This window comes from Pseudomonas asuensis, assembly GCF_014646755.1.
In the GTDB taxonomy this organism is placed as follows: domain Bacteria; phylum Pseudomonadota; class Gammaproteobacteria; order Pseudomonadales; family Pseudomonadaceae; genus Chryseomonas; species Chryseomonas asuensis.
Genome location: NZ_BMNW01000004.1, coordinates 60,181 through 86,616, shown reverse-complemented (window position 1 = coordinate 86,616; position 26,436 = coordinate 60,181). Strand labels below are relative to the sequence as shown.

Genomic DNA, 26,436 nt, shown 5'->3' with positions numbered 1-26,436 from the left:
ATACTTGCGCAATTGGTAAATCTCTATGTACCCAGGCGATATTTTTCAATCATTGTTACGCGTTATCCTAGTGATGAACCCAATCGAAGGGTATCAGGAGTTCATCATGTTACGTTTGTTTACTGCCTCGATTCTTGCTGTATCCGCTGTTGCTTTCACCCAGGTGAGCTTTGCTCGTGATTCCTACGAGCAGAACTACAAGCTCGTTAATCAAAATCACGCTGTCATGGAGCGCTTTCAGCAGGCTCAACAGACTCAGAAAGCCCAGCATGATCGGCAGGTTTCCCAGCGTTAACCCCGTTTGGTCCAGGCGTCTGCCGCACCAAACGTCGTCTTCAGGGTCTGTTCGCCTTTTCTGAGCGCTTTTCACTATTGTCAGAAGTTTCCCCCCTTATGGATCATGCTCACCCTGTGAGGATGTGCATTTCCATTGCCTTCAGGCGTAGTGATAGGTGCTTGTCGATAGTGCAGGCCCTCAAGGAAAAACCATTCTGCTCCTTTGGTTTTTCATCTTTTAGCCGCATCCCTTGATGCGGCTTTTTTGTATCTGCGGTATTTATGGCAGGACTGCCTCAACAGCACCCTTTGCACACCGGAGAGTACATGTCCCATCAAGACCTCGTTTCCATTCCCGATCGTCTGGCTGCATTGCGTCAGGTCATGCATGAGGAAGGCGTCGATGCCTGCCTGATTCCATCTGCCGATCCGCACCTGTCGGAATACCTGCCCGAGCGGTGGCAGGGGCGGTCATGGCTGTCGGGCTTTACTGGCTCCGCCGGTACGCTGATTGTGGCCAGGGATTTTGCCGGCCTTTGGACAGATAGCCGTTACTGGGAGCAGGCCGAGGCTGAATTGGCAGGCTCGGGCGTTGAATTGATGAAGCTGGTTGCCGGCAGTATGCAGGCGCACATTGACTGGATGGCCGAGCAAGTACCGACTGATGGAACAGTCGCAGTGGATGGTGCCGTGCTGTCCTTGGGTGCGGCCGAGACGTTACGCAAAGCCTTTGCTGGCAAGAACATTTCACTACGTACTAATATCGATTTGATTGACCGTATCTGGCCAGGGCGGCCAGCGCTGCCTGCAGCGCCTATTTATGCCCATGAGGCTCCGTATGCTCCCGTTTCCCGGAGCGAAAAACTGGAGCAGGTACGCAAGGCCATGGCCGAGCAAGGGGCTGACTGGCATTTCATTTCCAGCCTGGACGATATCGCCTGGCTATTCAACCTGCGCGGTGCCGACGTGCCCTATAACCCGGTCTTCCTGGCCCATGCGTTGATCGGGCCAGGGCAGGTGCGTCTATTCGTAGGCGCGGGCAAAGTCCCGGCCGCCCTTGAGCGCACCTTGAATGAAGGCGGTATCCAGTTGGCCGCCTATGAAGAGGCTCACGGTGCGCTGGCTGCACTGCCTGCAGGGGCAACACTATTGGTCGATCCGGCGCGTGTCACCTTTGGCCTGGTCGAAGGAGTGCCTTCGAGCGTCAAGCGCATCGAGACGATCAACCCGTCGACACTGTTCAAGTCGCGCAAGACAGCTGCTGAAGCGCAGCATGTGCGTGAGGCTATGGAGCAGGATGGCGCGGCCCTGTGCGAATTCTTCGCTCAATTCGAGGCGGCGCTTGAGGCCGGGGAGCGAGTAACCGAGCTGACGGTGGACGAGTGGCTGACGGCTGCCCGAGCGCGTCGCCCCAATTTCGTGTCCCTAAGCTTTTCCACTATTGCGGGCTATAACGCTGGGGGCGCGCTACCTCACTATCACGCAACGGAAGAGGCACATTCGGTTATTGAGGGTGACGGCCTGTTGCTGATCGACTCCGGCGGTCAGTACTTGGGCGGTACGACAGACATTACCCGCGTAGTTCCTATCGGTACGCCCAGCGCCGAACAGAAGCGCGACTTCACGCACGTGCTCAAAGGTATGATCGCCTTGTCCAGGGCGCGCTTCCCGGCCGGGATCGCCTCGCAGATGCTGGATGCCATTGCCCGTGCGCCAATCTGGGAGGCCAGTATCGACTATGGTCACGGCACCGGACATGGCGTGGGGTATTTCCTCAACGTGCACGAGGGGCCGCAATCCATCACGTTCTATGGCCAACCAACCCCCAATAGTGCCATGCGGGAAGGTATGATCACGTCTAACGAACCCGGTATCTACCGGCCCGGCAAGTGGGGGGTGCGCATTGAGAACCTCCTGCTCAACGTGGCCGAGCCTGAAACCGAGTTCGGCCAGTTCATGCATTTCGAAACCTTGACGTTGTGCCCGATCGATACACGCTGCATCGACCGTACGCTTATGCGCGAGGATGAAATCGCCTGGCTGAACGCCTACCACGCCGAGGTGCGTGAGCGTGTCCTTCCGCTGGTTAGCGGTACGGCGCGCGACTGGTTGGAAACTCGAACCCGGCCGCTATAAGCGCCCGTTTATTAACCGCCATGAACGCCAGTCACAAGCAGGCATTCATGGCGGGCTCTCAAGGAATACCCATGAACGACCATAGTCAGCAATTCGCCAGCGACAACTACTCAGGAATCTGTCCGGAAGCCTGGGCGGCCATGGCTGAAGCCAATCACGGGCACGATACCGCCTATGGCAACGATGCCTGGACGGCCCGTGCGGCGGATCATTTCCGCGAATTGTTCGAAACCGATTGCGAAGTCTTCTTTGCCTTCAACGGTACTGCCGCCAACTCCCTGGCGCTGGCTGCGCTGTGCCAGTCCTACCACAGTGTGATCTGCGCCGAGACGGCCCACGTAGAGACGGACGAGTGTGGTGCGCCGGAGTTCTTCTCCAATGGCTCCAAACTCCTGTTGGCCCCGACCACCCAGGGCAAGCTGACGCCTGATGCCATTCGCCAGATTGCCACCAAGCGCAAGGATATTCATTTTCCCAAGCCCCGAGCGGTCAGCATTACCCAGGTCACGGAAGTCGGCACGCTTTATAGTCTCGACGAGCTGAATGCAGTAGCCGATACCTGCCGCGATCTTGGGCTGCGCCTGCATATGGACGGCTCGCGCTTTTCCAATGCAGTTGCCGGTCTTGGTTGCACACCGGCCGAAGTGACGTGGAAAGCCGGCGTTGACGTACTCTGCTTTGGTGGCACCAAGAACGGCATGGCGGTGGGCGAGGCGATCCTGTTCTTCAACCGTGACTTGGCCGAAGACTTTGAGTATCGCTGCAAGCAGGCTGGCCAGCTGGCCTCGAAGATGCGTTTTCTCTCCGCGCCGTGGGTGGGCATCCTCGAAAACAATGCCTGGCTGCGTTATGCCGAACACGCCAACCATTGCGCCCAGCTCCTGGCTGATCTGGTAAAGGATGTTCCAGGCCTGAGCCTGATGTTCCCGGTACAGGCCAACTCGGTATTCCTGCAACTCTCCGAGACCGCACTGGATCGCCTGCGTGCTCGCGGCTGGCGCTTCTATACCTTTATTGGTAGCGGTGGCGCTCGTTTCATGTGCTCCTGGGACACTCAGGAGTCGCGCATACGTGAGCTGGCTCGGGATATCCGCGACGCCATGCAGGCCTGATCGGACCGTACTGGCAAAAATACCGTGCAGCGATCCTGCACGGTATTTTTGTCCAATGAGCAACAGGCTCCAAGGCCGAGTTGCGTGTCTTCAGCCCGGAGCCGGCCATCACGATGAACATACTGATTACGATGGCTTTGCCATACACGGCTACCCAGTAGGTAGCGGTGTAGGCTTAAGTGATGGCAACCGGCTAATGCGCTTGGGCGTGCCCTTATCAACGGCTTAGACGAGAGTCAGACGGACATCTATATTGCCGCGGGTGGCGTTCGAGTACGGGCAGACCTGATGGGCCTTCTCAATGATGTCTTGTGCCTTGTCACGATCAAGACCGGGCACGCTGACACGCAGTTCGATGTCCAGGGCGAAGCCGGTAGGAATTGGGCCAATGCCTACTTCTGCGGTAACGCTGACGTCACCCGGCAGCGCAACCTTTTCCTTGGCCGCTACGAACTTCATGGCGCCGATAAAGCAGGCCGAGTAGCCAGCTGCAAACAGTTGCTCAGGATTGGTCGCTTCGCCGCCCTGACCGCCTAGCTCTTTGGGTGTAGCCAATTTTACGTCAAGGATGCCATCGGCGCTGATGGAACGACCGTCACGGCCACCGGTGCTGGTTGCGGAAGTCTTGTACAGAATGTTCATGAGCATCGTCCTCGGATTAATATGATTATTGCAATAATCATTTGGCGTTTAAAAAACAACTCTGGAGTTGTTTACCGTTACCGCGCTGCTTACAGGATTTAAGTTATTACGATATCGATTATTGCGCAAACTATTTTTACCTAGGTTCGACGAACGGTCGCTATAGGCGTTGTGAGTGTTTCAGATGACCCGTTTTCGGGCACCTGCTTATTGGTTCAGGGTGTCACGCAGTTTGATCAGGTTTGACCGAAGCTGTCCGATGTCGTCATCGCCCAAGGCACAGGCCAGTTGCACCGAGCCGTTGATCTCTTCAGCTTTCTTGCGCAGGGTTTTTCCAGCGGCTGTCAGTTCGATCGAGAGATTGCGTTCGTCCTGAAGGCTGCGCTTGCGAGTGACATAGCCTTCTGCTTCGAGTCGCTTGAGAACCGGGGTCAGCGCGCCAGAATCCTGATGCAGGCGCTTGGCCAACTCCTTGAGCGTGAGACCATCACTTTCCCAGAGCACCAGCATCATCAGGTATTGCGGATAGGTCAGGCCAATGGCTTCCAGGAGCGGCTTATAAACCTTGGTCATGGCGAGAGAGGTGGAATACAAGGCAAAGCAGAGCTGCTGGTCGAGTTTCAAACGGTCTTCGTCTTTCATAGGATGGAGGTCTCGCAGAGCGGCCCGGATAATGGAAAAGAGCCATCATTCTAGCGTAGACGCTTTACCAGGCGGAGCAACAATAAATACAGGCAATTCTGGGTAGTGAGTGCCCATGGGGAAGGGTCATCCGGTACGATACAGGCTTGCCCATGGCTACACCTGTTTGAGACCTCTCCCATTCCATGCGAATCCACGTCAGTTTTATCGACCGTGTCGGCATTACCCAGGAAGTGCTGGCACTCCTGGGTGCGCGCAATCTTAATCTTGATGCTGTCGAGATGGTGCCGCCTAATGTCTACATCGATGCACCGACGCTGAGTGCCGAGGTGTTGGAAGAATTACGTGGGGCGCTGCTGACCGTGCACGGTGTGCAAGCCGTCCGGGTGGTGGATATTCTGCCGGGTCAGCGACGCACGCTGCATCTGGATGCCTTGCTTGCTGCCATGGGCGACCCTGTCCTGGCTGTAGACCGTGAGGGTAGCATCCTGTTGGCCAACCCGGCCTTTGCCACCATGGTGGATGAGCCTTCGCCCCAGGGTGCAACCGTGGCAACCCTGTTCAATGATCCCGCGTTGCAAACTGAACTACTGGAGCAGGCGTTTCGTATACCCATGCGTGAAGTGACCTTGCGCGGGCAGGCGCTCCTGCTGGATTCGACCCCGATCAGTGAGGCTGCCGAAGGCAATGCCCAGCGACTGGCCGGTGGGCTTCTAACCCTTTATGCACCCAGCCGGATCGGGGCCCGTCTTTCGGCGCTTCGCCATGACCCGGCGGAAGGATTCGAATCGATTCTGGGCGACTCGGCACCCGTTCGGGCACTCAAGGCCCGTGCCCAGCGCGTGGCCGCGTTGGATGCGCCACTCCTGATCCAGGGCGAGACAGGAACAGGTAAAGAGCTGGTGGCTCGGGCCTGCCATACGGTCAGCTTTCGCCGCAATGCCCCGTTTCTGGCACTCAACTGTGCGGCTTTGCCGGAGAGCCTTGCGGAAAGCGAACTGTTTGGCTATGCGCCGGGTGCCTTTACCGGCGCGCAACGGGGCGGCAAGCCAGGCCTTCTTGAACTGGCTGACAAGGGAACGGTTTTTCTCGACGAGATCGGCGAAATGTCACCGTACCTACAGGCCAAGTTGCTGCGCTTCCTATCCGATGGCACCTTCCGCCGGGTCGGGGGTGAGCGCGAGCTGAAGGTCAATGTCCGTATTCTGAGTGCCACACACCGCGATCTGGAAAAGCGTGTTGCTGAGGGGACCTTCCGGGAAGACTTGTTCTACCGTCTTAACGTCTTGAACCTTGACGTTCCACCGCTGCGTGAGCGCGGACAGGATATCCTGGTGCTGGCTCGACACTTCATGCAGCAGGCCTGCGCGCAGATCCAGCGGCCTCCCTGCCGATTGGCGCCAGGTACATATCCAGCGCTCTTGAGTAATCGTTGGCCCGGTAACGTGCGGCAATTGCAGAACGTTATCTTTCGGGCGGCCGCCATCAGTGAGAGCACAGTGGTGGATATCGGCGATCTGGATATTGCGGGCACGGAAGTCGCACGTCAGGTGGACGGCGAGGTGAGTAGTCTGGATGAAGCTGTTTCACGCTATGAAAAAGCCTTGCTGGAAAACCTCTACCCGCATTACCCATCCAGCCGGCAACTGGCTGCCCGTCTCAAAACTTCCCATACCGCTATTGCTCACCGGCTTCGCAAGTATGGTATTCCCAGCAAAAGCTGAGCGTGCCTAGGGTAAGCTCCCTTCCACTGTTTGATTACCAGAGGCGAATTCATCCGCTTCTTGTTTGTCTATGTGCCATAGACCGTTCCAGACGGGTCTCAATCAGGCCTGTCATTAGTTTCTCAAGGATGAGCGGTACTTATGCCTCCACATACGACCCAGTTGTACATGACCGACGCCTCCCACGAGCCAGAGCAGCTACCTGCTGCGTTACAGGATGTGCTTGAACGCTACGGCCTGTTAGCCCATCCACAGGTGCCTGAACTTGCTGATATTGCTCGGCGAGCCAGGGAGACCTATTGCGTTTCGCAAGCCGCTATTCATCTGCGTGATGCAAAAGGGCTTTGGCTGGCGGCAGAGCAGGGAGGGTGGCCCGCGGTCGATGCTTATGCACCCTGGGCGGAGGCATTAACGGCACCTGAAATTCTAGAATTCAGCGGGCCGAGCAGCGATTTGAGCTTTACCCCACCGAGCGCCCTGAACGCCAGCACAGGGGCTTCTTACTATGCAGGTATTGCGCTGAGAACAACGTCGGGTATTCCTGTCGGAGTACTCAGCCTTATGGATACGGCGCCGCGGCAACTGGATTTCACGCAGCGCCTCCTGTTTCAGGAGCTGGCCCGCTCAGTTATGGCGCAACTGGAGATCCACGGCCTTACCCTCGATCGGAACAGGGCGCGTCAGGCTGAAGAGCCGATGCAGGCAGACGCGGTGCCTCTCCCATGGGGTCAGGTTCTCGACAGCGCTGTCGATTACGCTATTTTTTGCCTGGATCTGGAAGGCCGTATCACCACCTGGAATGAGGGTGCGTGTCGTACGCTTGGCTGGGTGGAAGCCGAGGCACTGGAAAAGCCTGGGGCGATGATCTTTACGCCTGAAGATCGCGAAGCCAAGGTTCCTGAAAAGGAGCGCCAGACTGCCCTTGCACACGGGCGTAGCATGGATGAGCGCTGGCATTTGCGTAAGAGTGGGCAGCGCTTTTGGGCCAGTGGTGAGCTTATGCCGCTCAAGAGTGCGTCTGGTCAGGTCACGGGATTCATCAAGATTCTTCGTGATCGCACCGAGCAGCGGCTGATCCAGGAGGAGCTGCGTGCCAGTCATGACAGTTACCGCCTGCTGCTGGATTCTATTTCCGAAGGCTTTTACTCGATTGATCAGCACGGGGTGGTTACCCTGTGCAACGTTGCGTTTGTCAGGCTTTTCGGTGCTAAAAGCGAGAAAGAGATTATTGGCTGGCGCCTGGAAGAGTTGATTGATCCGGCTCACAAGCAGGCGCACCAGGCCATGGCTGATTATCCGATTTATCGTACGGCCCGCGAAGGTACTGCCGAATACGTGGCCGATGGGGCTTTCTATCAGCGTGACGGCACTTGTGTCCCTGTAGCGTATCGGGCCCAGGTCATTTTCCGGAATGGTGAGCGGCACGGTGCTATCTGTACGATCGTAGATAACAGCGAGCAGGTGCGCGCCTATGAGGGCTGGCGCCGGGCGATGATGATCGTGGAGCAGTCTGACGACTTTATTGGCATGGCCTCTCCAGACGGTCAGGCCTATTTCGTCAACGAAGCTGGACGCCGCCTGGTTGGCCTTGCCAGTGAAGAGGCTGTCAGGCAGACCTGTGTGCTGGACTATTTCCTGCCTGAAGATCGTCCCTTTGTTAAGTCGACTATTCTTCCCGCCGTCCTGGGCAAGGGTAAATGGGTCGGCGAGTTTCGGTTCCGTGATCGCCGGACCGAGACGGGTATCCCGGTTCACTACGCTGTGTTCGCGATACGGGATGAAAAAGGCGAGGTGTTGGGCATAGCCGCCATCGCACGTGACCTTTCCGAACAGCAACGCACTTTAAGACGGCTCGAAGTCAGCGAGGCGCGGTTGAGACAGATGACGGATCTGTCTCCAGCTATCATTTGGTTTGGTAATCCCGACGGCTCGCTCAGCTACCTGAACAGCTACTGGTACGACTACACCGGGCAGACACCAGAAGAGGCACTGCCTCTGGGCTGGGCGCAAGTCATTCACCCGGATGATACCCAGCGGCTATTGGATATCTGGCTCGATGCTCGTAGCCGGGGCGTGTTTTATCAGCTTGAGGCTCGATTACGACGAAAGGACGGTACCTACCGGTGGTTTGATATCCGTGCAGAAGTCCTGCGTGATGAAGCCGGAAACGTAACCGGGTGGATGGGCAATAACAGTGATATTCACGATCGCAAGGAAGCCGAGGAAGCCTCCCGGCGCCTGACGGAAACCCTGGAGCAGCGCGTCGCCGAGCGCACGGCAGACCTTGATCGCATGTGGCGCCTGACCACAGACGTCATGCTGGTAGCGCGCTTTGATGGCGTCATGATGGCGGCGAACCCCGCCTGGAAGCAATTACTGGGCTGGCAGGAAGATGAGCTGCTGGGCAAGGTGTTGCTGGATTTCGTCCATCCCGACGATATCGAGAGCACCATGGCCGAGGTAGGTAAGCTTTCCCAGGGGCATACTACGCTGCGGTTCGAGAACCGCTATCGGCATAAGGACGGCAGTTACCGTTGGCTGTCCTGGACGGCAGTCCCCGATGCCCGCTACATCCATGCAGTAGGTCGTGATATCGAGGCGGAAAAGGTTGCAGCGGCCGAGTTGGCGCAGGCCCAGGAGCAGCTCCGACAGAGCCAGAAGATGGAGGCGGTAGGGCAACTAACCGGTGGCATTGCCCATGATTTCAATAACCTCCTGACGGGCATCATCGGCTCGCTTGATCTGATTCGCATGCGAATTCAGCAGGGTAAATTGGCAGACCTTGACCGCTTTGCCAGCACGGCCATGTCGTCGGCCAGTCGGGCAGCTGCCCTGACGCACCGGCTACTGGCTTTCTCGCGCCGACAGCCTTTGGTGCCCAAGGTGGTCAATGCCAATGAGCTGATCACCGGTATGGATGACTTGCTGCACCGCACCATGGGTGAGTCAGTGCAATTAGAGATCGTCAAGGCTGGCGCGCTCTGGCTGACGCTGTGCGACCCCCACCAGCTGGAAAATGCCATTCTTAATCTGGCCATCAATGCCCGTGCCGCCATGCCGGAGGGTGGCCGACTGACTGTCGAAACCAGCAATACCTACCTGGATGAAGCCTATGCATCCCGTGACCGGGATATAAAGCCTGGTCAATACATCTGTGTGAGTGTGACGGATACCGGAACCGGCATGACACCTGACGTCATTGCAAAGGCCTTTGACCCCTTCTTTACGACCAAGCCATTGGGCGAGGGGACGGGGCTTGGGCTTTCGATGATTTATGGTTTTACCCGGCAGTCGGAAGGGGCTGCCAAGATTTATTCTGAAGTTGGTCAAGGCACCACCATCAAGCTTTACCTGCCACGTTATTACGGTGAAAGCAGAGAGGAGCCCACGCTCAGTGAGCCTGTATCATTAAGCCGCCAGTCCGAAGCCAGCGAGGTTGTGCTGGTGGTCGAGGATGAGCATGCGGTTCGCGGCCTGGTAGTCGAGGTATTGAGTGAGTTGGGCTATTGGGTGCTAGAAGCAGTGGACGGCCCTTCTGGCCTTGAGATACTCAAGTCCGATGTGCGCATTGACCTGCTGGTAACCGATGTGGGCCTACCGGGCATTAACGGACGGCAGATGGCTGATGCGGCCCGCGTCAAGCGACCGGATCTCAGGGTACTGTTCATGACCGGCTATGCGGAGAATGCCGTTATCGCCAATGGCTTCCTGGAGCCCAATATGGCGATGATTACCAAGCCATTCCCCATAGAAGTGCTGGCGTCCCGTGTGCAGGACATGGTCCACAATAGCAAGCCATAGTGACCCACCAGCGAAGCGGCTGTCAGGTGCGGAACTTTATGGCTCAGGGCGGCTCGTCTTTTCGTCCTTATTTGAGCGTGAACTCTATATGTATCGAATTCGTTGCACTGTAATGAACTCGATACATATACTCGCAAAGCCTTGCCTTCTCTAGGCTTGAACAGTTCATTGCAGACTTGCTTATCAACGGTGTAGCGTTTTCATTACACCGCCTTTTCTTTATTGATTTCTTGCAGGCCGCATAGGCTCTGGCATAGCGCCATCGGTGCAACCTTGGCACCTGCCTTGCTAAAGAAGAGGTCAGCTAGTTGCCCTGCCGGGCTATCTCTATTCAGGAGTCTGCAATGGTTATGCGCTTTACCGAAGAACACGAATGGCTGCGTCTGGAAGCCGACGGCACCATCACCGTGGGCATTACGGATTATGCTCAGGATGCCTTGGGCGACCTGGTCTTCGTGCAACTGCCGGAACTGCGCGCCTACGCCCAAGGCGAAGAGGTGGCGGTATTAGAATCAGTAAAGGCCGCCAGCAATATCGCCATGCCAATTGATGGCGAAATCCTGGAAATCAACGAGGCGTTAAGCGATGCCCCAGAGCAGGTCAATCAGGACCCTCTCAACGCCGGCTGGTTCTTCCGCATGCGTCCTGCTGATCCGGAAGCACTTGGCACGCTGCTTACCGAAGACAGCTACGCTCAATTGATCAAGGCTTGAGGAAGTGAACATGACCGATTTTCGCGACTCATTCAGCACAGCGGATGAATTCATCCCACGCCACATCGGCCCGCGTGAGCTGGATATCGTGTCCATGCTTGATCTGCTGGGCTATGACTCCGTAGAGGCGATGACCGCCAAGGTCATCCCAGACAGCATTAAAGGCACCAGTGTATTGGATCTGCCCAAGGGCTTGTCTGAAGCGGATGCCTTAGCCGAGCTGCGCGGCATTGCCAAAAAGAACAAACTGCTCAAGTCTTTTATTGGACAGGGCTATTACAACTGCCATACCCCGGCGCCGATCCTGCGAAATCTCTTGGAGAACCCAGGCTGGTACACGGCCTATACGCCTTATCAGCCAGAGATTTCTCAAGGCCGCCTGGAAGCGCTCTTGAATTTCCAGACCCTGATTGGCGACCTGACGGGTCTGCCTGTTGCCAACGCTTCTCTGTTGGATGAGGCCACTGCCGCCGCTGAGGCCATGACGTTTTGCCGCCGGCTTTCCAAGAGCAAGGCCAACGCCTTCTTCGTGTCGCTGCATTGTCATCCGCAGACCCTTGATGTCATCCGTACCCGTGCTGAGCCTTTGGGTATTGAGATTGTGGTGGGTGCAGAAAAGGATATCGATGACCACAGCCGATTATTTGGTGCGCTTTTCCAGTACCCGATGACAACCGGTGAGCTTCGGGATTACCGCGAAGTTATCGAGGACTTCCACGCCGCCGGTGCGTTGGTGGCTGTTGCGGCTGATCTGCTCGCGCTGACCCTCCTGACGCCACCCGGTGAGTTTGGTGCCGATGTCGCTATCGGCACTGCACAGCGCTTTGGCGTACCGCTAGGATTTGGTGGTCCACATGCGGCCTACTTTGCAACTCAGGACAAGTACAAGCGCGATATGCCCGGTCGTGTGGTGGGCGTATCCATCGACCGACACGGCAATCCAGCCTATCGTCTGGCGCTGCAAACCCGCGAACAACACATCCGCCGCGAAAAGGCCACGAGCAACATCTGCACTGCACAAGTGCTCCTGGCTAACATTGCCAGCATGTATGCCGTGTATCACGGGCCAGAAGGTCTCAAGCAGATCGCCACGCGTATCCACCGGTTGACTGCACTGCTGGCTGCGGGCCTGCATGCCCTGGGGCATCGCACCCAAGAGACCTTTTTCGACACGCTAACATTGATATTTGGCGAGAAGACGCAGGCTATTCATGAGGCGGCCCGCGCCAGAGGATTCAACCTGCGCGTGATCCATAACAATGACTTGGGCGTCTCGCTGGACGAGACTACAACCGTTGAAGATGTCATGGCTCTGCTGGACATTTTCAGTGACGGCAAGCCAGTGCCTTCGCTGGACACTCTGGTTGGCCAAGTGGGCGAGCACATACCCGAGTCGCTTCGTCGCCAGTCCGCTTACCTGACCCACCCGGTATTTTCCCAGTACCGCTCCGAAACCGACCTGATGCGCTATCTGCGTAAACTGGCGGATAAGGACCTGGCTCTGGACCGTACGATGATTCCGCTGGGCTCCTGCACCATGAAGCTCAATGCCGCCAGTGAGATGATCCCGGTAACCTGGGCCGAGTTTGGCAACCTGCACCCGTTCGTGCCGGCCGATCAGGCCCAGGGCTATGCTCAAATGATCGCTGAGCTGGAACAGATGCTGTGCGCTGCCACCGGTTATGACGCCATTTCTCTGCAGCCTAACGCAGGCTCCCAAGGGGAATATGCAGGTCTGTTGGCCATCCGTGCCTACCACGAGAGCCGTGGTGATACGCAACGTGATATCTGCCTTATCCCGTCTTCAGCTCATGGCACCAACCCCGCCACTGCCTCAATGGCCGGTATGCGTGTAGTCGTTGTGGCCTGCGACAGCCGCGGTAATGTGGATGTGGGTGACCTGCGGGCCAAGGCTCAGCAGCATGCCGCCAATTTGGCTGCACTGATGATTACCTATCCCTCAACTCACGGTGTGTTTGAAGAATCCATCCGCGAAATCTGCAGTATCGTTCACGAGCATGGCGGTCAGGTCTATATCGACGGCGCCAACATGAACGCCATGGTGGGCCTGTGCGCACCGGGCAAGTTTGGGGGCGACGTGTCTCACCTGAACCTGCACAAGACATTCTGCATCCCCCACGGCGGCGGTGGTCCAGGCGTTGGTCCGATTGGTGTGAAGTCGCACTTGGCGCCCTTCATGCCGGGCCACGGCGGGCTTGAACGCAAGGAAGGTGCGGTATCCGCTGCGCCTTACGGCAGCGCCAGCATCCTGCCGATCTCCTGGATGTACATGAAAATGATGGGGGGAGAGGGCCTGACCCGCGCCTCGCAGATCGCGATTCTCAATGCCAACTACGTTGCTCGCCGCCTCGAAACGCATTATCCCGTGCTGTACTCGGGTGAAGGTGGCCTGGTCGCGCACGAGTGTATTCTGGATCTGCGTCCGCTCAAGGAAACCAGCGGTGTGACGGTAGATGATGTGGCCAAGCGCCTGATCGACTTTGGCTTCCACGCACCGACCATGTCCTTCCCGGTGGCCGGCACGTTGATGATCGAGCCGACCGAGAGTGAGTCCAAGGCTGAGTTGGATCGTTTCTGCGACGCCATGATCGCCATTCGCGAAGAGATCCGCGCCATTGAAGCCGGTACGCTGGATGCCAACGACAATCCGCTCAAGAACGCGCCGCACACGGCACGCGAACTGACGGGTGAATGGGCGCACCCCTATACCCGTGAGCAGGCTGTTTATCCGCTGCACTCGTTGATCGATGGTAAGTATTTCCCGCCCGTAGCACGTATCGATAATGTCTACGGTGACCGAAATCTGGTCTGCTCCTGCCCGCCCATTGAGGCCTACCAGGACGCGTGATTTACGGTTAATAGGCATCGCCTTGCTCGCCCTGTCTACAGAGTGTGTAGGATGGGGGCGAGCGCAGCGATACCCCTCAACGAGCCATCCAGTGGTCGGGTAGAAGTAGCGACGCGGCTTTCTACCCTTACGGCGTTACTGTAGGGCGTTACCAAGCTCGGTGCACTGCGCCATTCGCCATGCCCGACTGCCCCTTTTGCTCGCGTTGGACGCGACTGTACGACTCATGAAGGAGTCCCCATGACCGAATCATTGCTCAAGACCCCACTCCATGCCCTGCACCTTGAACTGGGCGCGCGCATGGTGCCGTTCGCCGGTTACGACATGCCGGTGCAATACCCGCTGGGTGTGCTCAAGGAGCATCAGCACACTCGAGCACAGGCTGGCTTGTTTGATGTGTCTCACATGGGCCAGATTCTGCTGACCGGAGACAGCACCGCAACAGCCCTGGAAAGCCTTGTTCCCGTCGATATCGTAGGGTTACCGGTCGGCATGCAACGCTATGCGCTGTTTACCAATGAGCAGGGCGGCATTCTGGATGACCTGATGGTTGCCAACCTGGGCGATTGCCTTTACTTGGTTGTTAACGCGGCCTGCAAGGAAGCTGATCTGGCCCACCTGAAGGCGCGTATCGGCGCACGTTGCCATGTTGAATCGATGTTTGAGCAGCGGGCATTACTGGCACTGCAAGGTCCGGCAGCGGTATCTGTACTGGCTCGATTGGCGCCACAGGTAGCTGAAATGACATTCATGAATGTCACACGCGTATCGCTACTGGGTCATGACTGCATCGTGAGTCGAAGTGGCTACACTGGGGAAGACGGCTTTGAAATCTCTGTTCCGGTAGAGGGTGCAGAGAGCCTGGCACGTGCCATGTTGGCCGAGCCGGAAGTACAGGCCATTGGCCTGGGCGCACGCGACTCCCTGCGCCTGGAAGCAGGCCTGTGCCTGTATGGCCATGATATGGATACGCAAACGACTCCTGTCGAGGCCAGCCTGGTCTGGGCCATGTCCAAGGCGCGCCGCGCAGAGGGTGCCAGGGCAGGCGGTTTTCCTGGGGCTGAGGCAATTTTTGCCCAGCAGCAGAATGGCGTCTCACGCAAGCGTGTAGGTTTGCTGGTACAGGAGCGAGTGCCAGTCCGCGAAGGGGCGGAGCTGGTTGATGGTAATGGTGCGGTGATCGGCCGGGTTACCAGTGGTGGCTTTGGTCCGACCCTGGGGGCACCGGTTGCTATGGGTTACGTTGATATTGCCTACGCTGCATTGGAGACAGAGCTGTTTGCCATGGTGCGCAACAAGCCAGTGGCCGTTAAGGTTGCCAAGATGCCCTTTGTGCCGCAGCGCTATTACCGAGGGTAAGAGAAATACGGGGTAGGGCGTATGGCGCGTAGCGCCTTATCGGTCGATGGGCTGAGTAACGCTTGCCGTTACTGGTCCACGGTAGGGCAGTGCCCCTCGGCTTAAGACGTGGTGCAAAGCATCCCTAAAGGAATAGGTACAAAAAAGCCGTGCCTGGCTAACCAGGCACGGCTTTTTTTACATCCATTGCTTCAGCGATTCAGCAGCTTACGGCGGCCATCAGGCCAGACTTCCCACAGCTGATCGTTGATCCGCTGGACCTGGCTGGTCACGCGGGTGCGTTGCGTATCGATAACGGCCTGGATCGACTGGCTGACAGAACGATCGGCTTGCTGATAGCCCACCCCTTGCATGGCAGGCTGACCCAAAGTGTACTCTTTCATACGCATGTCCTGCTCGTTAAGGGATTGACCGGCGCGCATAGTACGCGCTGTCGCTAGAGACAGGCTAGAGAGGGATTTGCTCGCACTATTAGTCAGAAGCGTGATCGGCAAAGCAAATCACGCTTCATAAGCCCTTTTCGTAACGCACCTCACGTCAGTTGGCACCACCAATGACGTGTGTGATGACGTAAAGGCCTACTGCGTGCTAACCGAAGGGGCTGCCACCCACGTGCGCCACGCTACGCTTAACATGCCCTAAATCCTGCATAGGACACGATAAGCGCAGCGCGATAGGCTCTGCTTACAGCTTGATCCAGGTGGCTTTGATCTCGGTGTATTTGTCGAACGCATGCAGTGACTTGTCACGGCCATTGCCCGACTGTTTGAAGCCGCCAAAGGGGGCCGTCATGTCGCCACCGTCGTACTGGTTGATCCACACACTGCCAGCCCGTAGCGCCTTGGCCGTCAGATGTGCCTTGGATATATCACGCGTCCACACGGCGGCCGCCAGCCCATACTGGGTGTCGTTGGCTATCTTGATCGCTTCCTCGGCCGTATCAAAGGTAATGACTGACAGTACCGGGCCAAAGATCTCTTCCTGGGCGATCTTCATGGCATTGGAAACGCCATCGAAGATGGTTGGTTCCACGTACACGCCACCGGTTTCCTCCAGGGTACGCTTGCCGCCCGCTACCAGTTTGGCACCGTCGGCATGACCGGCTTCGATATAGCTCAGCACCGTGCTGAGCTGCTGGGTATCGACCAGCGCACCTACGTTGGTTTCTGGGTCCAGCGGGTGGCCGGGTTTCCAGGTCTTCAATGCCTCTATTACCATCGGCAGGAATTGGTCTTTGACCGAGCGTTCGACCAGCAGGCGTGACCCTGCTGTACAGACTTCACCCTGGTTAAAGGCAATGCCACTGGCCGCCGCCTTGGCGGCTGCTTCCAGGTCTGGCGCATCAGCAAAAACGATGTTCGGACTCTTTCCGCCAGCTTCCAGCCAGACGCGCTTCATATTGGATTCGCCCGCATAGATCATCAGCTGCTTGGCGGTGCGGGTCGAGCCAGTAAACACAAGGGTATCTACATCCATGTGCAGGCCTAGCGCCTTGCCTACGGTGTGTCCATAACCTGGCAGCACGTTAAGCACACCCGGTGGAATACCGGCCTCGATGGCCAGCTGTGCAATGCGGATGGCGGTAAGCGGGGACTTTTCGGAAGGCTTGAGTACAACTGAGTTTCCAGTCGCCAGTGCCGGCCCGAGCTTCCAGCAGGCCATCATGAGCGGGAAATTCCACGGTACGATCGCAGCCACAACGCCTACCGGTTCTCGGGTGACGAGGCCTAGCTCGTCGTGGGCAGTGGCCGCCACTTCGTCATAAATCTTGTCGATGGCTTCGCCGTTCCAGCGCAGGGCGCGAGCGGAGAGCGGAATGTCGATGTGATAGGCGTCGCTGATGGGCTTGCCCATATCCAGCGTTTCCAAAAGGCCAAGCTCCGCTGCGTTCTGCTCGAGCAGATCGGCAAAGCGGATAATGATCGCCTTGCGCTTGACGGGCGCCATGCGGGACCAGACACCGGATTCAAATGTAGCGCGGGCGCTGGCTACAGCACGGTCGGCATCAGCAGCATCGCAGCTGGCTACCTTGGCCAGGAAGCGGCCGTCGACCGGGCTGATGCAGTCAAAGGTTTCGCCGGAGACGGCATCACAGTATTCACCCTGGATAAAGGCGCGGCCCTCAAGGGTCATGCCTTGGAAGCGCTGTTCCCATTCGGCGCGGGTTGGCGTGCTCATGCTGATTTCCTCTCAAACGGGGTAGAAGAGGCGGTGGCCGTGAAGCCTGGCGCATCCGCAAAGCTGTCAGCCACCCTAAACCAGCCCAAGGGTGTTAGCAATATTTAACAAAGCCTTCGCCTTAAGGCCTGTCTGTTCAAATTATTGAACACTTATCGGCACTAGCGCGTTGCTTCCAGCGTGACCTCAAAGACCAATGGAGAATAAGGTGGAATCAGGCCCCCAGCACCTTCATCACCGTAGGCCTGGGACGACGGCACTACGATGCGCCACTGCGAGCCGACGGGCATTTGGGTGAGGGCTGTACGCCAGCCCGGGATGACGCTGGATAACTTGAACCACTGCGGCGTCTGCTGCTCATCAAAGGTACTGCCATCAGGCAGCTTACCGATATAGCGGACCTGCACCTGGCCGTCTGCTTTGGGCTGTGGTCCGGTGCCTTGGCGAATAACGGTTACCAGCACACCGCTTGGCAGCTCTTTTACGCCATAGCGGGTCTTTTCATTAATCAGAAAACGGGTTTCTGCCTGCTTGGCGGCCTCGACGCTGTTGGACTCCTCCTGCTGGTTGATCGCTTCCTCATGCTGGGCAACCAGCTCATCAATTTTTTTCTGATCCATTGCCAGCGGTTGACCTTTGTAGGCCTGGTTCAAGCCCTTGATCAAATCGTTGATTTGCAGATCCGGCAGCTCGCTTTTCAGGCGATTGCCAATCTCGGTCCCCAGGCTATAGGCCAGCTCGTCCTTGACCTTGTCCTCGGCCTGCACGGCCAGAGGAAGGAGCAGACACAGGCTTAACAGCGAAAGGCGTAACATCTACAACATCCTCATACATGAAGGGCGGCCTGGGTAAGTGTGTCCAGGGCGCCAGGTTCAGCCGTACCCGCCGGGCCAGCCAGCGCGGCCAGCCAGCCAGCCGGGTCGGGCTGGGCAGTAAGGGACCAGCCTACACTGGCCTGCTCCAGTCGTGTAAGCAGTTCATGCTCAGCATCCAGCTCCAATTGTTTCAAGCGTTCACGTAGCGCGGCCAGCGCTGTATCGGTTTGCGCGGCTGGCTTCCAATAGGTACGCAGCACGCGTAGGGGCTCTACAACAGTTGCTCGCCAGGGGGCTGCCACTATTTCTAATAGCCGCCTACGCTCAATGGTTAGCGTTATGCCTCTGCTTCCCAGCCACGCTCCAGTCAATAACAGGCAGACATCCGCACCGGCCCCTTGTAGCGTCAGGCAGGCCTGCGTAACGCCGGGTCTGGCATACAGTGCGAGTGCATAGGGCCAAAGTGTGTTTTCCATGGTTTGAGTCCTGTAGATAAAGCAGTCCTATGGGCGATTGATCATGGCAGTCAGCGAAGAGTGCTTGCCAGCTGGCGCGAAACCGCCTTTACTCGCCAGTTTTCAAGGCACCCGATCCTTTCCGGGCTCGCCTCACCAAGTCAATAGGCTCTACACTCGCCGCCATGATTCGAATACATAACCTTACTCTACAACGTGGCCCGCAGCGTTTGCTGGAAGGCGCCGAACTGACACTGCATCCTGGCCAGAAGGCCGGTCTCGTGGGGGCCAACGGGGCGGGCAAGTCCAGTCTCTTTGCCTTGCTACGTGGCCAGCTTGTGCCGGATGCCGGTGACTGCCATCTGCCGGCTACCTGGCGTATTGCGCATATGCGCCAGGAGGTCGATACCCTTGACCGGCTGGCTGTCGATTACGTCCTTGATGGGGATATTCACCTGCGTGATATCCAGAGCGGACTGGTCGCCGCGGAAGCCGCGCATGACGGTAATGCCCTGGCGCGCCTGCATGCCGAGCTGGAAGCGGCCGATGGTTACACGGCTGATGCCCGGGCCCGCAAGCTGCTGGCCGGTCTTGGCTTTATGCCAGAGCAGATGGAACGTCGTGTAGGTGACTTCTCGGGTGGTTGGCGGATGCGCCTGAACCTGGCGCAGGCGCTGATGTGTCCTTCCGACCTGCTGCTGCTCGACGAGCCTACCAACCACCTTGACCTTGATGCCATCCTCTGGCTGGAAGACTGGCTGAAGGGGTATCCCGGTACGTTGCTGCTGATCTCTCACGATCGGGACTTCCTTGATGCGGTGGTCGATCAGATCATTCATCTTGATCAGCAAAAACTGACGCTCTACCGCGGTGGTTACTCTGCGTTCGAGCGTACCCGTGTCGAGCGGCTGGCCCAACAACAGCAAGCCTATGAGAAGCAGCAGGCGCAGCGTGCGCATATGGAGAAATTCATTGCCCGCTTCAAGGCCCAGGCAACCAAGGCACGTCAGGCCCAGAGCCGGATCAAGGCCCTGGAACGTCTGGAGGAGCTGGCACCTGCTCACGTGGACTCGCCTTTCGACTTCCGCTTTCGCGAATCCGACAAACTGTCCAATCCCTTGCTGGACCTGAGCGAAGGTCGCCTCGGTTATGGTGACAAGACCATTCTGCACCCGGTCAAGCTGCAACTGGCTCCCGGGGCGCGTATCGGTTTACTGGGGCCCAATGGAGCCGGTAAGTCCACCTTAATCAAGACCCTGGCTGAAGAGCTGCAACCCATCAGTGGACGGCTGACGCGTGGTGAGAATCTCGCAATCGGGTACTTTGCCCAGCATCAGCTGGACTCGCTCGATCCCAAGGCCAGCCCGCTGTTGCACCTGCAACGTATCGCGCCGGGTGAGCGTGAACAGGTATTACGGGACTTCCTGGGTGGTTTCGACTTCCGTGGCAATCGCTGCGATGAGGCCGTCCTGAATTTTTCCGGCGGGGAAAAGGCGCGTCTGGCCCTGGCTCTGATTGCCTGGCAAAAGCCCAACCTGCTATTGCTCGACGAACCGACCAACCACCTCGACCTCGACATGCGCCTGGCGCTGACCATGGCCCTGCAGGAGTTTTCCGGTGCGGTGTTGGTGGTTTCCCACGACCGTCACCTGCTCAAGAGCACAACGGATGAGTTCCTGCTGGTGGCCGATGGCCGCGTACAGGCGTTCGACGGCGACCTGGATGACTATGCCCGCTGGCTGGTGGATTACCGTGCCCGCCAACAGCCAACGTCCGCTCCGGATGCCAATGCCGACAAGGTAGACAAGCGTGCCCAGCGGCAGGCTGCCGCCGCGCTGCGCCAGCAGCTCGCGCCGCTCAAGCGCGAGGCCGACAAGCTTGAAAAGGAGCTGGGCAAGGTTCAGGAAAAGCTGGCAACTCTCGAAACACGTCTGGGTGACAGCGGTCTCTATGAGGCATCACGCAAAGAGGAGCTTCGAGTGGCCTTGGCAGAACAGGCGCAACTGAAATCACGCGAGAGCGAACTGGAAGAAGGCTGGCTGGAGGCCCTTGAGCGGCTGGAAAGCCTACAGCTGGAACTGGAGAACGCTTCGTGATCGAACAAATTCACTTACTGATCCCGGCGGGCTGGGAGCGCGGCGTCGTCCTCGGTGTGCAGGTGCTGACTATCCTGCTCCTCGGGTACATCCTGCAACGGTTCATAGCGCGGGCCATTACCCGCATCGGCGAGCGCTATCACCTGCCGCCGCAGTTTGTATTGGTCATGCGTGGCCTACTGCGCTGGTTGATCATGGGCAGTGCAGTGCTCATGGTCCTGGAGCGCTTTGGTGTATCCGGCTCAGTGCTCTGGGCGGCGCTCTCCGGCTTTATTGCGGTGGCTGCGGTAGCGTTCTTTGCCATTTGGAGCGTTCTGTCCAACCTGTTTTGTGCGGTACTCATCTTTACGATGGGACCGTTCCGACTGGGCGATCGAGTGGAAATTATCGACTCGGCGGACAAGCCCGGCGTAAAGGGACGCGTCGTGGCAATCAACATGCTGTATACCACGCTGGAAGATATGACTGAGGGCAGCAATACGGAGGAGGCCCCTCTGTTGCAGATACCTAATTCACTGTTCTTCCAGAAGGCTGTTCGCCGTTGGCGTGGCACCGACGTGCCGTTTACTTTCCTGGATCGCTGATAAAAGGAGTTACCGATGGCGCTGCATACATGGCTGGCCTTTCTGCTGGCTTGCTGGGTGATCAGTCTTTCCCCTGGCGCAGGCGCCATTGCCTCTATGTCGGCGGGCCTGCGTCATGGTTTCTGGCATGGCTACTGGAACGCCATTGGCTTGCAATTGGGGCTTGCCTTGCAGATTGCCATTGTCGCCGCCGGTGTGGGGGCTCTGCTCGCCACATCGCAGTTGGCATTTGCCGTGATCAAGTGGTTCGGCGTCTTATATCTGGTCTACCTTGCCATACGGCAGTGGAAGGCTGCGCCTATGGACTTTTCCAATGCTCCGGCGCCCGGTGGTGGTGCCAGTGCATCTTCGCTGGTATTCCGTGGTTTTCTGGTCAGTTCCAGCAACCCCAAGGCCGTGGTGTTCATGCTGGCGGTATTGCCTCAATTCATCAATCCCAGTGAACCGCTGCTAGCTCAGTACCTGATCATTGGCGCTACCATGGTCACGGTCGATCTGATCGTCATGGCCGGATATACCGGTCTTGCAGCCAAGGTGCTGCGCCTTTTACGTACCCCACGTCAACAGCGCCTTACGAACCGTATTTTTTCTGGCCTGTTCATGGGCGCTGCTGCGCTACTGGCAACCGTTCGGCAAGCCATCAGCTAGCCTGTAAGCCCCTCCCTTACGCCTTATGCAGCCTGAGCCGCTTTCTAGAGCGGCTTGGTCACTGTGCTGCATCTACTTTTCTACCTTCGTAAAGACACTCAACCGACGGAAACCTGAAAACAGCGACTCGGCAGGCTTGTAACAAAGCATTACAAGTAGAACACTATGGCTAATGCCTTCCATTCTTGTTTGGAATCCGTTCATGTTTAAGCTGTACCGGCTATTTGCTGTACTGTTATTACCCTTGCTTGCCCTGTCCAGTATGGCCATACAGGCCGAGCCCGAGGATGAGGCTGCTCATGCCTTGCACATCCTGGGCTACCTTGGCGCTGACTATCCTGCCACTGTGAAGGAGGGTGCTGTCGTCAAGGAGACGGAATACCGCGATCAGCTGAATTTGTCGCATACGCTTCAGGGCCTTATTGAAGGCTTGCCCGCACGTCCCGAACGCGCCGAGCTGGAGCAGGGCGTTATCCATTTGCGCGAAGCCATCACACAGAAGGCCGACGGCAAGGCGGTCACCCAAGAGGCACGTGCGCTGGCCGCCCAGTTGGCTCAGCTCTACCACGTAGCGCAGGTGCCTGCCATTACCCCTGACCCAACCCGCGGCGCACCGCTCTACGCTCAGCAGTGCAGCGTGTGTCACGGCAATACCGGAGCAGGCGATGGTCCGGCGGGTATCGGTCTGGAGCCGCCTCCCGGCGACCTGCGTGATCTGGCGCGCATGGACCGACTGAGTCTTTACGACATCTACAGCACGGTCACCCAGGGAAGGGACGGCACAGACATGCCGTCTTTTGCCAGCCAGCTCGATGAGCGCCAGCGTTGGGATGTTGCAGCCTATATAGCGAGCTTCAGTGCCGATCCGGCTAAAACCGGTGCAGCCTCGTTCGATCTGGCCCAGTTGGCCGGCCAAACACCTGCTGAAGTGGCCACCGTACAAGGGGAGGAGGCCGCTGCAGCGTTTCGGGCCCAGCGTGCCAAGCCACCCATCCAGCAGCGTGGGCCTGCCCAGCTGATCGACTATACCCGCGCAACCTTGGAAAAGAGCCTGGCTGTGTATCGTGAGGGCGAGCATGACCAAGCCTATGACCTGTCCGTTGCAGCTTATCTGGAAGGCTTCGAGCTGGTAGAAAGCGCTCTGGATAATCTGGATGCAGCGCTGCGTAAGGACACTGAAAAGGCCCTCATGGCCTACCGACAAGCTCTCCAGGATGGGCAGCCGGTTGAAGAGGCTCAGGCGCGTCTGGAAACGGCCAAGGCCAAGCTGGCGGCTGCCAGCGAACTCCTGAGCGGTGACGGCATGTCCGCATCACTCAGTTTCTTTGCCAGCCTGCTGATTCTCGTGCGAGAGGGGCTAGAGGCCATTCTTGTGCTGGCAGCCATCCTGGCTTTCCTGCGCAAGACAGGACAGCAGTCAGCCATCCGCAGTGTCAATATCGGCTGGGGACTAGCCATGCTGGCCGGTGTAGCCACATGGGCGATCGCAGCCTATGCACTCAATATCAGCGGTGCTCAGCGTGAGCTGATGGAAGGTATAACCGGCTTGTTTGCCAGTGCGGTGCTGCTGTGGGTAGGCGTGTGGATGCATGATCGCCGCAATGCCGCTGCCTGGCAGGATTACATCAAGAGTAGCCTGGTGGGTGGCGGTGGCCGTTTTGGCTTTGCTGTGCTTGCATTCTTCTCGGTCTACCGAGAGCTGTTCGAGGTCATCCTGTTCTATGAAACCCTGTGGCTGCAGGCTGGCCCTGAAGGTCACACGGCTGTACTGGGCGGCGCAGTGACGGCAGTCGTTCTTCTGATTGGTTTGGCATGGATCATTCTCCGGGGCTCAATGCGCCTGCCGCTGGGTCTGTTCTTTAGTGCTAACGCCATCCTGCTGTGTCTCCTGTCCGTCATCTTTGCCGGACATGGTGTGGCAGCGCTACAGGAAGCAGGCGTTCTTGGCACACGTCCGGTACCGTTCTTCGAGTTCGACTGGCTGGGTATCCATGCTGATGCTTACACGCTGTCCGCTCAGGCTATTGCGATTGTAGCCATTGCACTACTTTATGCCCGCAGCCACTATGCTGAGCGCCGCCGTGAGGTATCGAGCGGCGCTGTCGAAAAAGCGTAAGAGGTTTACATGCATATCTGGATTGACGCGGACGCCTGTCCGCGGGCTGCCAAAGAGCTGGTTTTCAAGTTTGCATTGAAGCGCAAACTTGACGTCATCATGGTGGCCGGGCAACCACAAATCAAACCGGCGCTCGCGTGCGTCCGTTTGATTGTGGTTGAAAGCGGGATGGATGCGGCAGATGACTATCTGGTTGAGCAGGCTCAGCCGGGTGATCTGGTTATCTGCAGTGATGTGCCGCTGGCGGATCGCCTGGTAAAGAAGGGCGTTGATGCACTCGACCCGCGAGGAAAAGAGTTCGACTCCCGCAACATGGGCGAGCGCTTGGCGGTGCGTAATCTGATGACTGATCTGCGTGATCAGGGCCAGATGGGCGGCGGTCAACCGCCCTATGGCGAGAAGGAGAAGCAGGCCTTTGCCAATGCGCTCGACCGTTTGCTCACTCGGCTGGCCCGGCCGGCTTAAGGCATAAATACCTGCCTTTGATATCTGGTCACTCCGTTACATAGCGACCTGGGGCTGCCTCTAGCGGAGGATACTCTGCATTGCCCACCTGATGCGCAGCAGGGCGAGAGGCACCTGCATGGGGCTTTAGCCAGGTAAACCAGTCGCTCCACCAGCTGCCTGGATGCTTTTCGGCTGAAGCGAGCCAGGCATCAGGGTCCTCAGGCAGTGATTCCTGCGTCCAGTAGTGGCGCTTATTGCTGGCAGGTGGATTAATGATGCCGGCAATATGCCCCGAGCCTCCCAGGACAAACCGGCAAGGGCCATTGAGTAAGCGTGTACCGGCATACACGCTATGCCAGGGCACGATATGGTCACCCTGGGTAGCCACAATGTAGACCGGTGCCTCAATAGCGCGTAGATCCAGCTTGACGCCGCAACACTCAAGCGTGCCGCTTTTCAGGTCGTTTTGCAGATAGGTATGCCGCAGATACCAGCAGTACATCGGGCCGGGCAGATGGGTGCAGTCGTTGTTCCAGTATAGAAAGTCCAGAGAGGTTGGCTTCTGGCCTTTCAGATATTTATCAACGTTGTAGTTCCACCACAGCTCATTGGGGCGTAGCAGAGAAAATGTATTTCCCATGTCTTCGCCGCGACGCAGGCCAACCATACCGCCCTGTCCGCCAATGGTCTGCTCTTGATGGCTGACCATCTCCTCATCGATAAAAACGCTAAGGAGGCCAGTCTCTGTATAGTCGAGCAGCGTGGTTAAAAGCGTCAGACTGGCAATGTCCTTATCGCCTCGGGCAGCCAGAACCGACAGGGCTACGCTTAACAGGGTGCCGCCGATACAAAACCCCATGCAGTTGAGCTGGCGTTGGCCGCTAATAGCTCGGGTGACGCGCAAGGCGCCGATGACGCCTTCCTGAACCAGCTGGTCCCAGGTCGTGTCAGCCTGATCCGGTCCAAAATTACGCCAGGACACCATAAAGACCGAATGGCCCTGTTCCAATAGATGCCGGACTACAGAGTTTTCCGGTCTCAAGTCCAGAATGTAGTACTTGTTGATGACCGGCGGGACAATCAGGAAAGGGCGCTCATACTGGCTTTCTGCGCGTGGGTGATACTGGATCAGTTGGAACAGCGGCGTCTCGAAGACGACCTCGCCAGGTGTGCAGGCCAGGTCGATACCAACCTGGAAGGCATCTTTCTCACTCTGCCGCAGCTTGCCTTCCTGCATGTCGCTGATCAAATGCAGCATGCCGGTGAAGAGGCTGGCACCCTGGGTCTCGACAGCCAGTCGCAGCGCATCAGGGTTACTTGCAAGAAAGTTGCTGGGTGCGCTGGCAGCAATGGCCTGCTCTACCAGATAGCCTATTCGGCGCCGGGGCTTCTCTGAGTCAATGGGCAGGCTTTCAACCAGTTGCAGCAGGAAACGGGAGTTAAGCAAATAAAACGCTGCTAACGAACCAAACAGTGGATCGCTCCAATTGCCGCTGGCAAAGCGGCGGTCTTCAAAGCTGAACGGCTGTAGCATCATCAGGCGCAGCCCAAGCGAACTCCACTCCTGCTGATAGTCGGCCTGCAATTGCTCCAGACGCTGAGTCGGCACGTTAAACCACTCGCTCTGGTCATGCCCTGAAAACCAGGGGTTGCTGCCTGCCCACAGGCGCAGCTGTTGAAGTGCAACACTGGCAACAAATGGTGCTTGCCCTGACCAGTAACCGGTAAAGGAGTGCTGGTTATCCATAGACTGTCCGCACGTTGAAGGTTAAGGCCTGCACGAGTCGTTTCCGAAAGGCGCCTGCAAAGACTTACGAGGTTAT

General features: G+C 57.7%; 20 protein-coding genes. 13 read left to right on the top strand and 7 right to left on the bottom strand.

Going from position 1 to position 26,436, the window contains the following annotated elements; all coding sequences use genetic code 11:
• The first annotated feature begins 106 nt into the window (after nt 1–106).
• The 3 genes from IEX86_RS09840 (at nt 107) to IEX86_RS09830 (ending at nt 3,524) form a co-directional block, all read left to right on the top strand.
• Nucleotides 107–295 carry a hypothetical protein gene (locus IEX86_RS09840; RefSeq protein ID WP_188865956.1) on the top strand — a complete coding sequence of 63 codons (189 nt, stop codon included), beginning with the start codon at nt 107–109 and terminating at the stop codon, nt 293–295.
• A 308-nt stretch (nt 296–603) separates the two neighbouring features.
• Nucleotides 604–2,412, top strand: a complete 1,809-nt coding sequence (locus tag IEX86_RS09835) for an aminopeptidase P family protein (protein WP_188865955.1) — start codon at nt 604–606, stop codon at nt 2,410–2,412.
• A 71-nt stretch (nt 2,413–2,483) separates the two neighbouring features.
• On the top strand, nt 2,484–3,524 hold the full coding sequence (locus IEX86_RS09830; RefSeq protein WP_188865954.1) for a threonine aldolase family protein: 1,041 nt from the start codon (nt 2,484–2,486) through the stop codon (nt 3,522–3,524).
• Nucleotides 3,525–3,749: 225 nt separating this feature from the next.
• Here the strand turns inward: IEX86_RS09830 and IEX86_RS09825 are convergent, their stop codons facing one another.
• Together IEX86_RS09825 and IEX86_RS09820 are read right to left on the bottom strand one after the other, a co-directional pair.
• Nucleotides 3,750–4,166, bottom strand: a complete 417-nt coding sequence (locus IEX86_RS09825; RefSeq protein WP_188865953.1) for an organic hydroperoxide resistance protein — start codon at nt 4,164–4,166, stop codon at nt 3,750–3,752.
• A 207-nt stretch (nt 4,167–4,373) separates the two neighbouring features.
• Nucleotides 4,374–4,808, bottom strand: a complete 435-nt coding sequence (locus IEX86_RS09820; RefSeq protein WP_188865952.1) for a MarR family winged helix-turn-helix transcriptional regulator — start codon at nt 4,806–4,808, stop codon at nt 4,374–4,376.
• 185 nt (nt 4,809–4,993) lie between these two features.
• Here IEX86_RS09820 and gcsR point away from each other — a divergent pair, with 185 nt between their 5' ends.
• The 5 genes from gcsR to gcvT all read left to right on the top strand — a co-directional run bounded on the left by gcsR (nt 4,994) and on the right by gcvT (nt 15,274).
• On the top strand, nt 4,994–6,532 hold the full coding sequence (gene gcsR, locus IEX86_RS09815; protein WP_188865951.1) for a transcriptional regulator GcsR: 1,539 nt from the start codon (nt 4,994–4,996) through the stop codon (nt 6,530–6,532).
• 141 nt (nt 6,533–6,673) lie between these two features.
• Nucleotides 6,674–10,333 carry a hybrid sensor histidine kinase/response regulator gene (locus IEX86_RS09810; RefSeq protein ID WP_229685299.1) on the top strand — a complete coding sequence of 1,220 codons (3,660 nt, stop codon included), beginning with the start codon at nt 6,674–6,676 and terminating at the stop codon, nt 10,331–10,333.
• 344 nt (nt 10,334–10,677) lie between these two features.
• Nucleotides 10,678–11,046, top strand: a complete 369-nt coding sequence (gene gcvH, locus IEX86_RS09805; protein WP_188865950.1) for a glycine cleavage system protein GcvH — start codon at nt 10,678–10,680, stop codon at nt 11,044–11,046.
• Between the two features lie 10 nt (nt 11,047–11,056).
• Nucleotides 11,057–13,915 carry an aminomethyl-transferring glycine dehydrogenase gene (gene gcvP / locus IEX86_RS09800; protein WP_188865949.1) on the top strand — a complete coding sequence of 953 codons (2,859 nt, stop codon included), beginning with the start codon at nt 11,057–11,059 and terminating at the stop codon, nt 13,913–13,915.
• 240 nt (nt 13,916–14,155) lie between these two features.
• The gene (gcvT, locus tag IEX86_RS09795; RefSeq protein ID WP_188865948.1) at nt 14,156–15,274 is read left to right on the top strand and encodes a glycine cleavage system aminomethyltransferase GcvT; all 1,119 of its coding nucleotides are present in this window, start codon (nt 14,156–14,158) and stop codon (nt 15,272–15,274) included.
• 191 nt (nt 15,275–15,465) lie between these two features.
• On the opposite strand, the gene IEX86_RS09790 is transcribed toward gcvT, so the two are convergent.
• The 4 genes from IEX86_RS09790 to IEX86_RS09775 form a co-directional block, all read right to left on the bottom strand.
• Nucleotides 15,466–15,657 (bottom strand): hypothetical protein, encoded by a 192-nt coding sequence (locus tag IEX86_RS09790; protein WP_188866360.1) that lies wholly within the window; start codon nt 15,655–15,657, stop codon nt 15,466–15,468.
• Between the two features lie 301 nt (nt 15,658–15,958).
• Nucleotides 15,959–17,452 (bottom strand): aldehyde dehydrogenase, encoded by a 1,494-nt coding sequence (locus IEX86_RS09785; protein ID WP_188865947.1) that lies wholly within the window; start codon nt 17,450–17,452, stop codon nt 15,959–15,961.
• A 161-nt stretch (nt 17,453–17,613) separates the two neighbouring features.
• Nucleotides 17,614–18,267: an FKBP-type peptidyl-prolyl cis-trans isomerase gene (locus tag IEX86_RS09780; protein WP_188865946.1), complete on the bottom strand. Its 654-nt coding sequence runs from the start codon at nt 18,265–18,267 to the stop codon at nt 17,614–17,616.
• Nucleotides 18,268–18,278: 11 nt separating this feature from the next.
• Nucleotides 18,279–18,743 carry a TIGR02444 family protein gene (locus IEX86_RS09775; RefSeq protein ID WP_188865945.1) on the bottom strand — a complete coding sequence of 155 codons (465 nt, stop codon included), beginning with the start codon at nt 18,741–18,743 and terminating at the stop codon, nt 18,279–18,281.
• Between the two features lie 164 nt (nt 18,744–18,907).
• On the opposite strand from IEX86_RS09775, the gene IEX86_RS09770 reads away from it, so the two are divergent.
• From IEX86_RS09770 to IEX86_RS09750, 5 genes are all read left to right on the top strand, one after another.
• Nucleotides 18,908–20,818: an ATP-binding cassette domain-containing protein gene (locus IEX86_RS09770; protein WP_188865944.1), complete on the top strand. Its 1,911-nt coding sequence runs from the start codon at nt 18,908–18,910 to the stop codon at nt 20,816–20,818.
• Entirely contained in the window at nt 20,818–21,402 is a 585-nt protein-coding gene (locus IEX86_RS09765; RefSeq protein ID WP_188866329.1) for a mechanosensitive ion channel family protein, read from the top strand. Before IEX86_RS09770 ends, IEX86_RS09765 begins: the two co-directional genes overlap by 1 nt.
• Nucleotides 21,403–21,417: 15 nt before the next feature.
• Nucleotides 21,418–22,050, top strand: a complete 633-nt coding sequence (rhtB, locus tag IEX86_RS09760; protein ID WP_188865943.1) for a homoserine/homoserine lactone efflux protein — start codon at nt 21,418–21,420, stop codon at nt 22,048–22,050.
• Nucleotides 22,051–22,252: 202 nt separating this feature from the next.
• The gene (locus IEX86_RS09755; protein ID WP_188865942.1) at nt 22,253–24,166 is read left to right on the top strand and encodes an FTR1 family protein; all 1,914 of its coding nucleotides are present in this window, start codon (nt 22,253–22,255) and stop codon (nt 24,164–24,166) included.
• A gap of 9 nt (nt 24,167–24,175) precedes the next feature.
• On the top strand, nt 24,176–24,631 hold the full coding sequence (locus IEX86_RS09750; protein WP_188865941.1) for a YaiI/YqxD family protein: 456 nt from the start codon (nt 24,176–24,178) through the stop codon (nt 24,629–24,631).
• 28 nt (nt 24,632–24,659) lie between these two features.
• Here IEX86_RS09750 and phaC read toward each other — a convergent pair whose 3' ends face one another.
• On the bottom strand, nt 24,660–26,360 hold the full coding sequence (gene phaC / locus IEX86_RS09745; protein WP_188865940.1) for a class I poly(R)-hydroxyalkanoic acid synthase: 1,701 nt from the start codon (nt 26,358–26,360) through the stop codon (nt 24,660–24,662).
• Nucleotides 26,361–26,436: the final 76 nt, after the last annotated feature.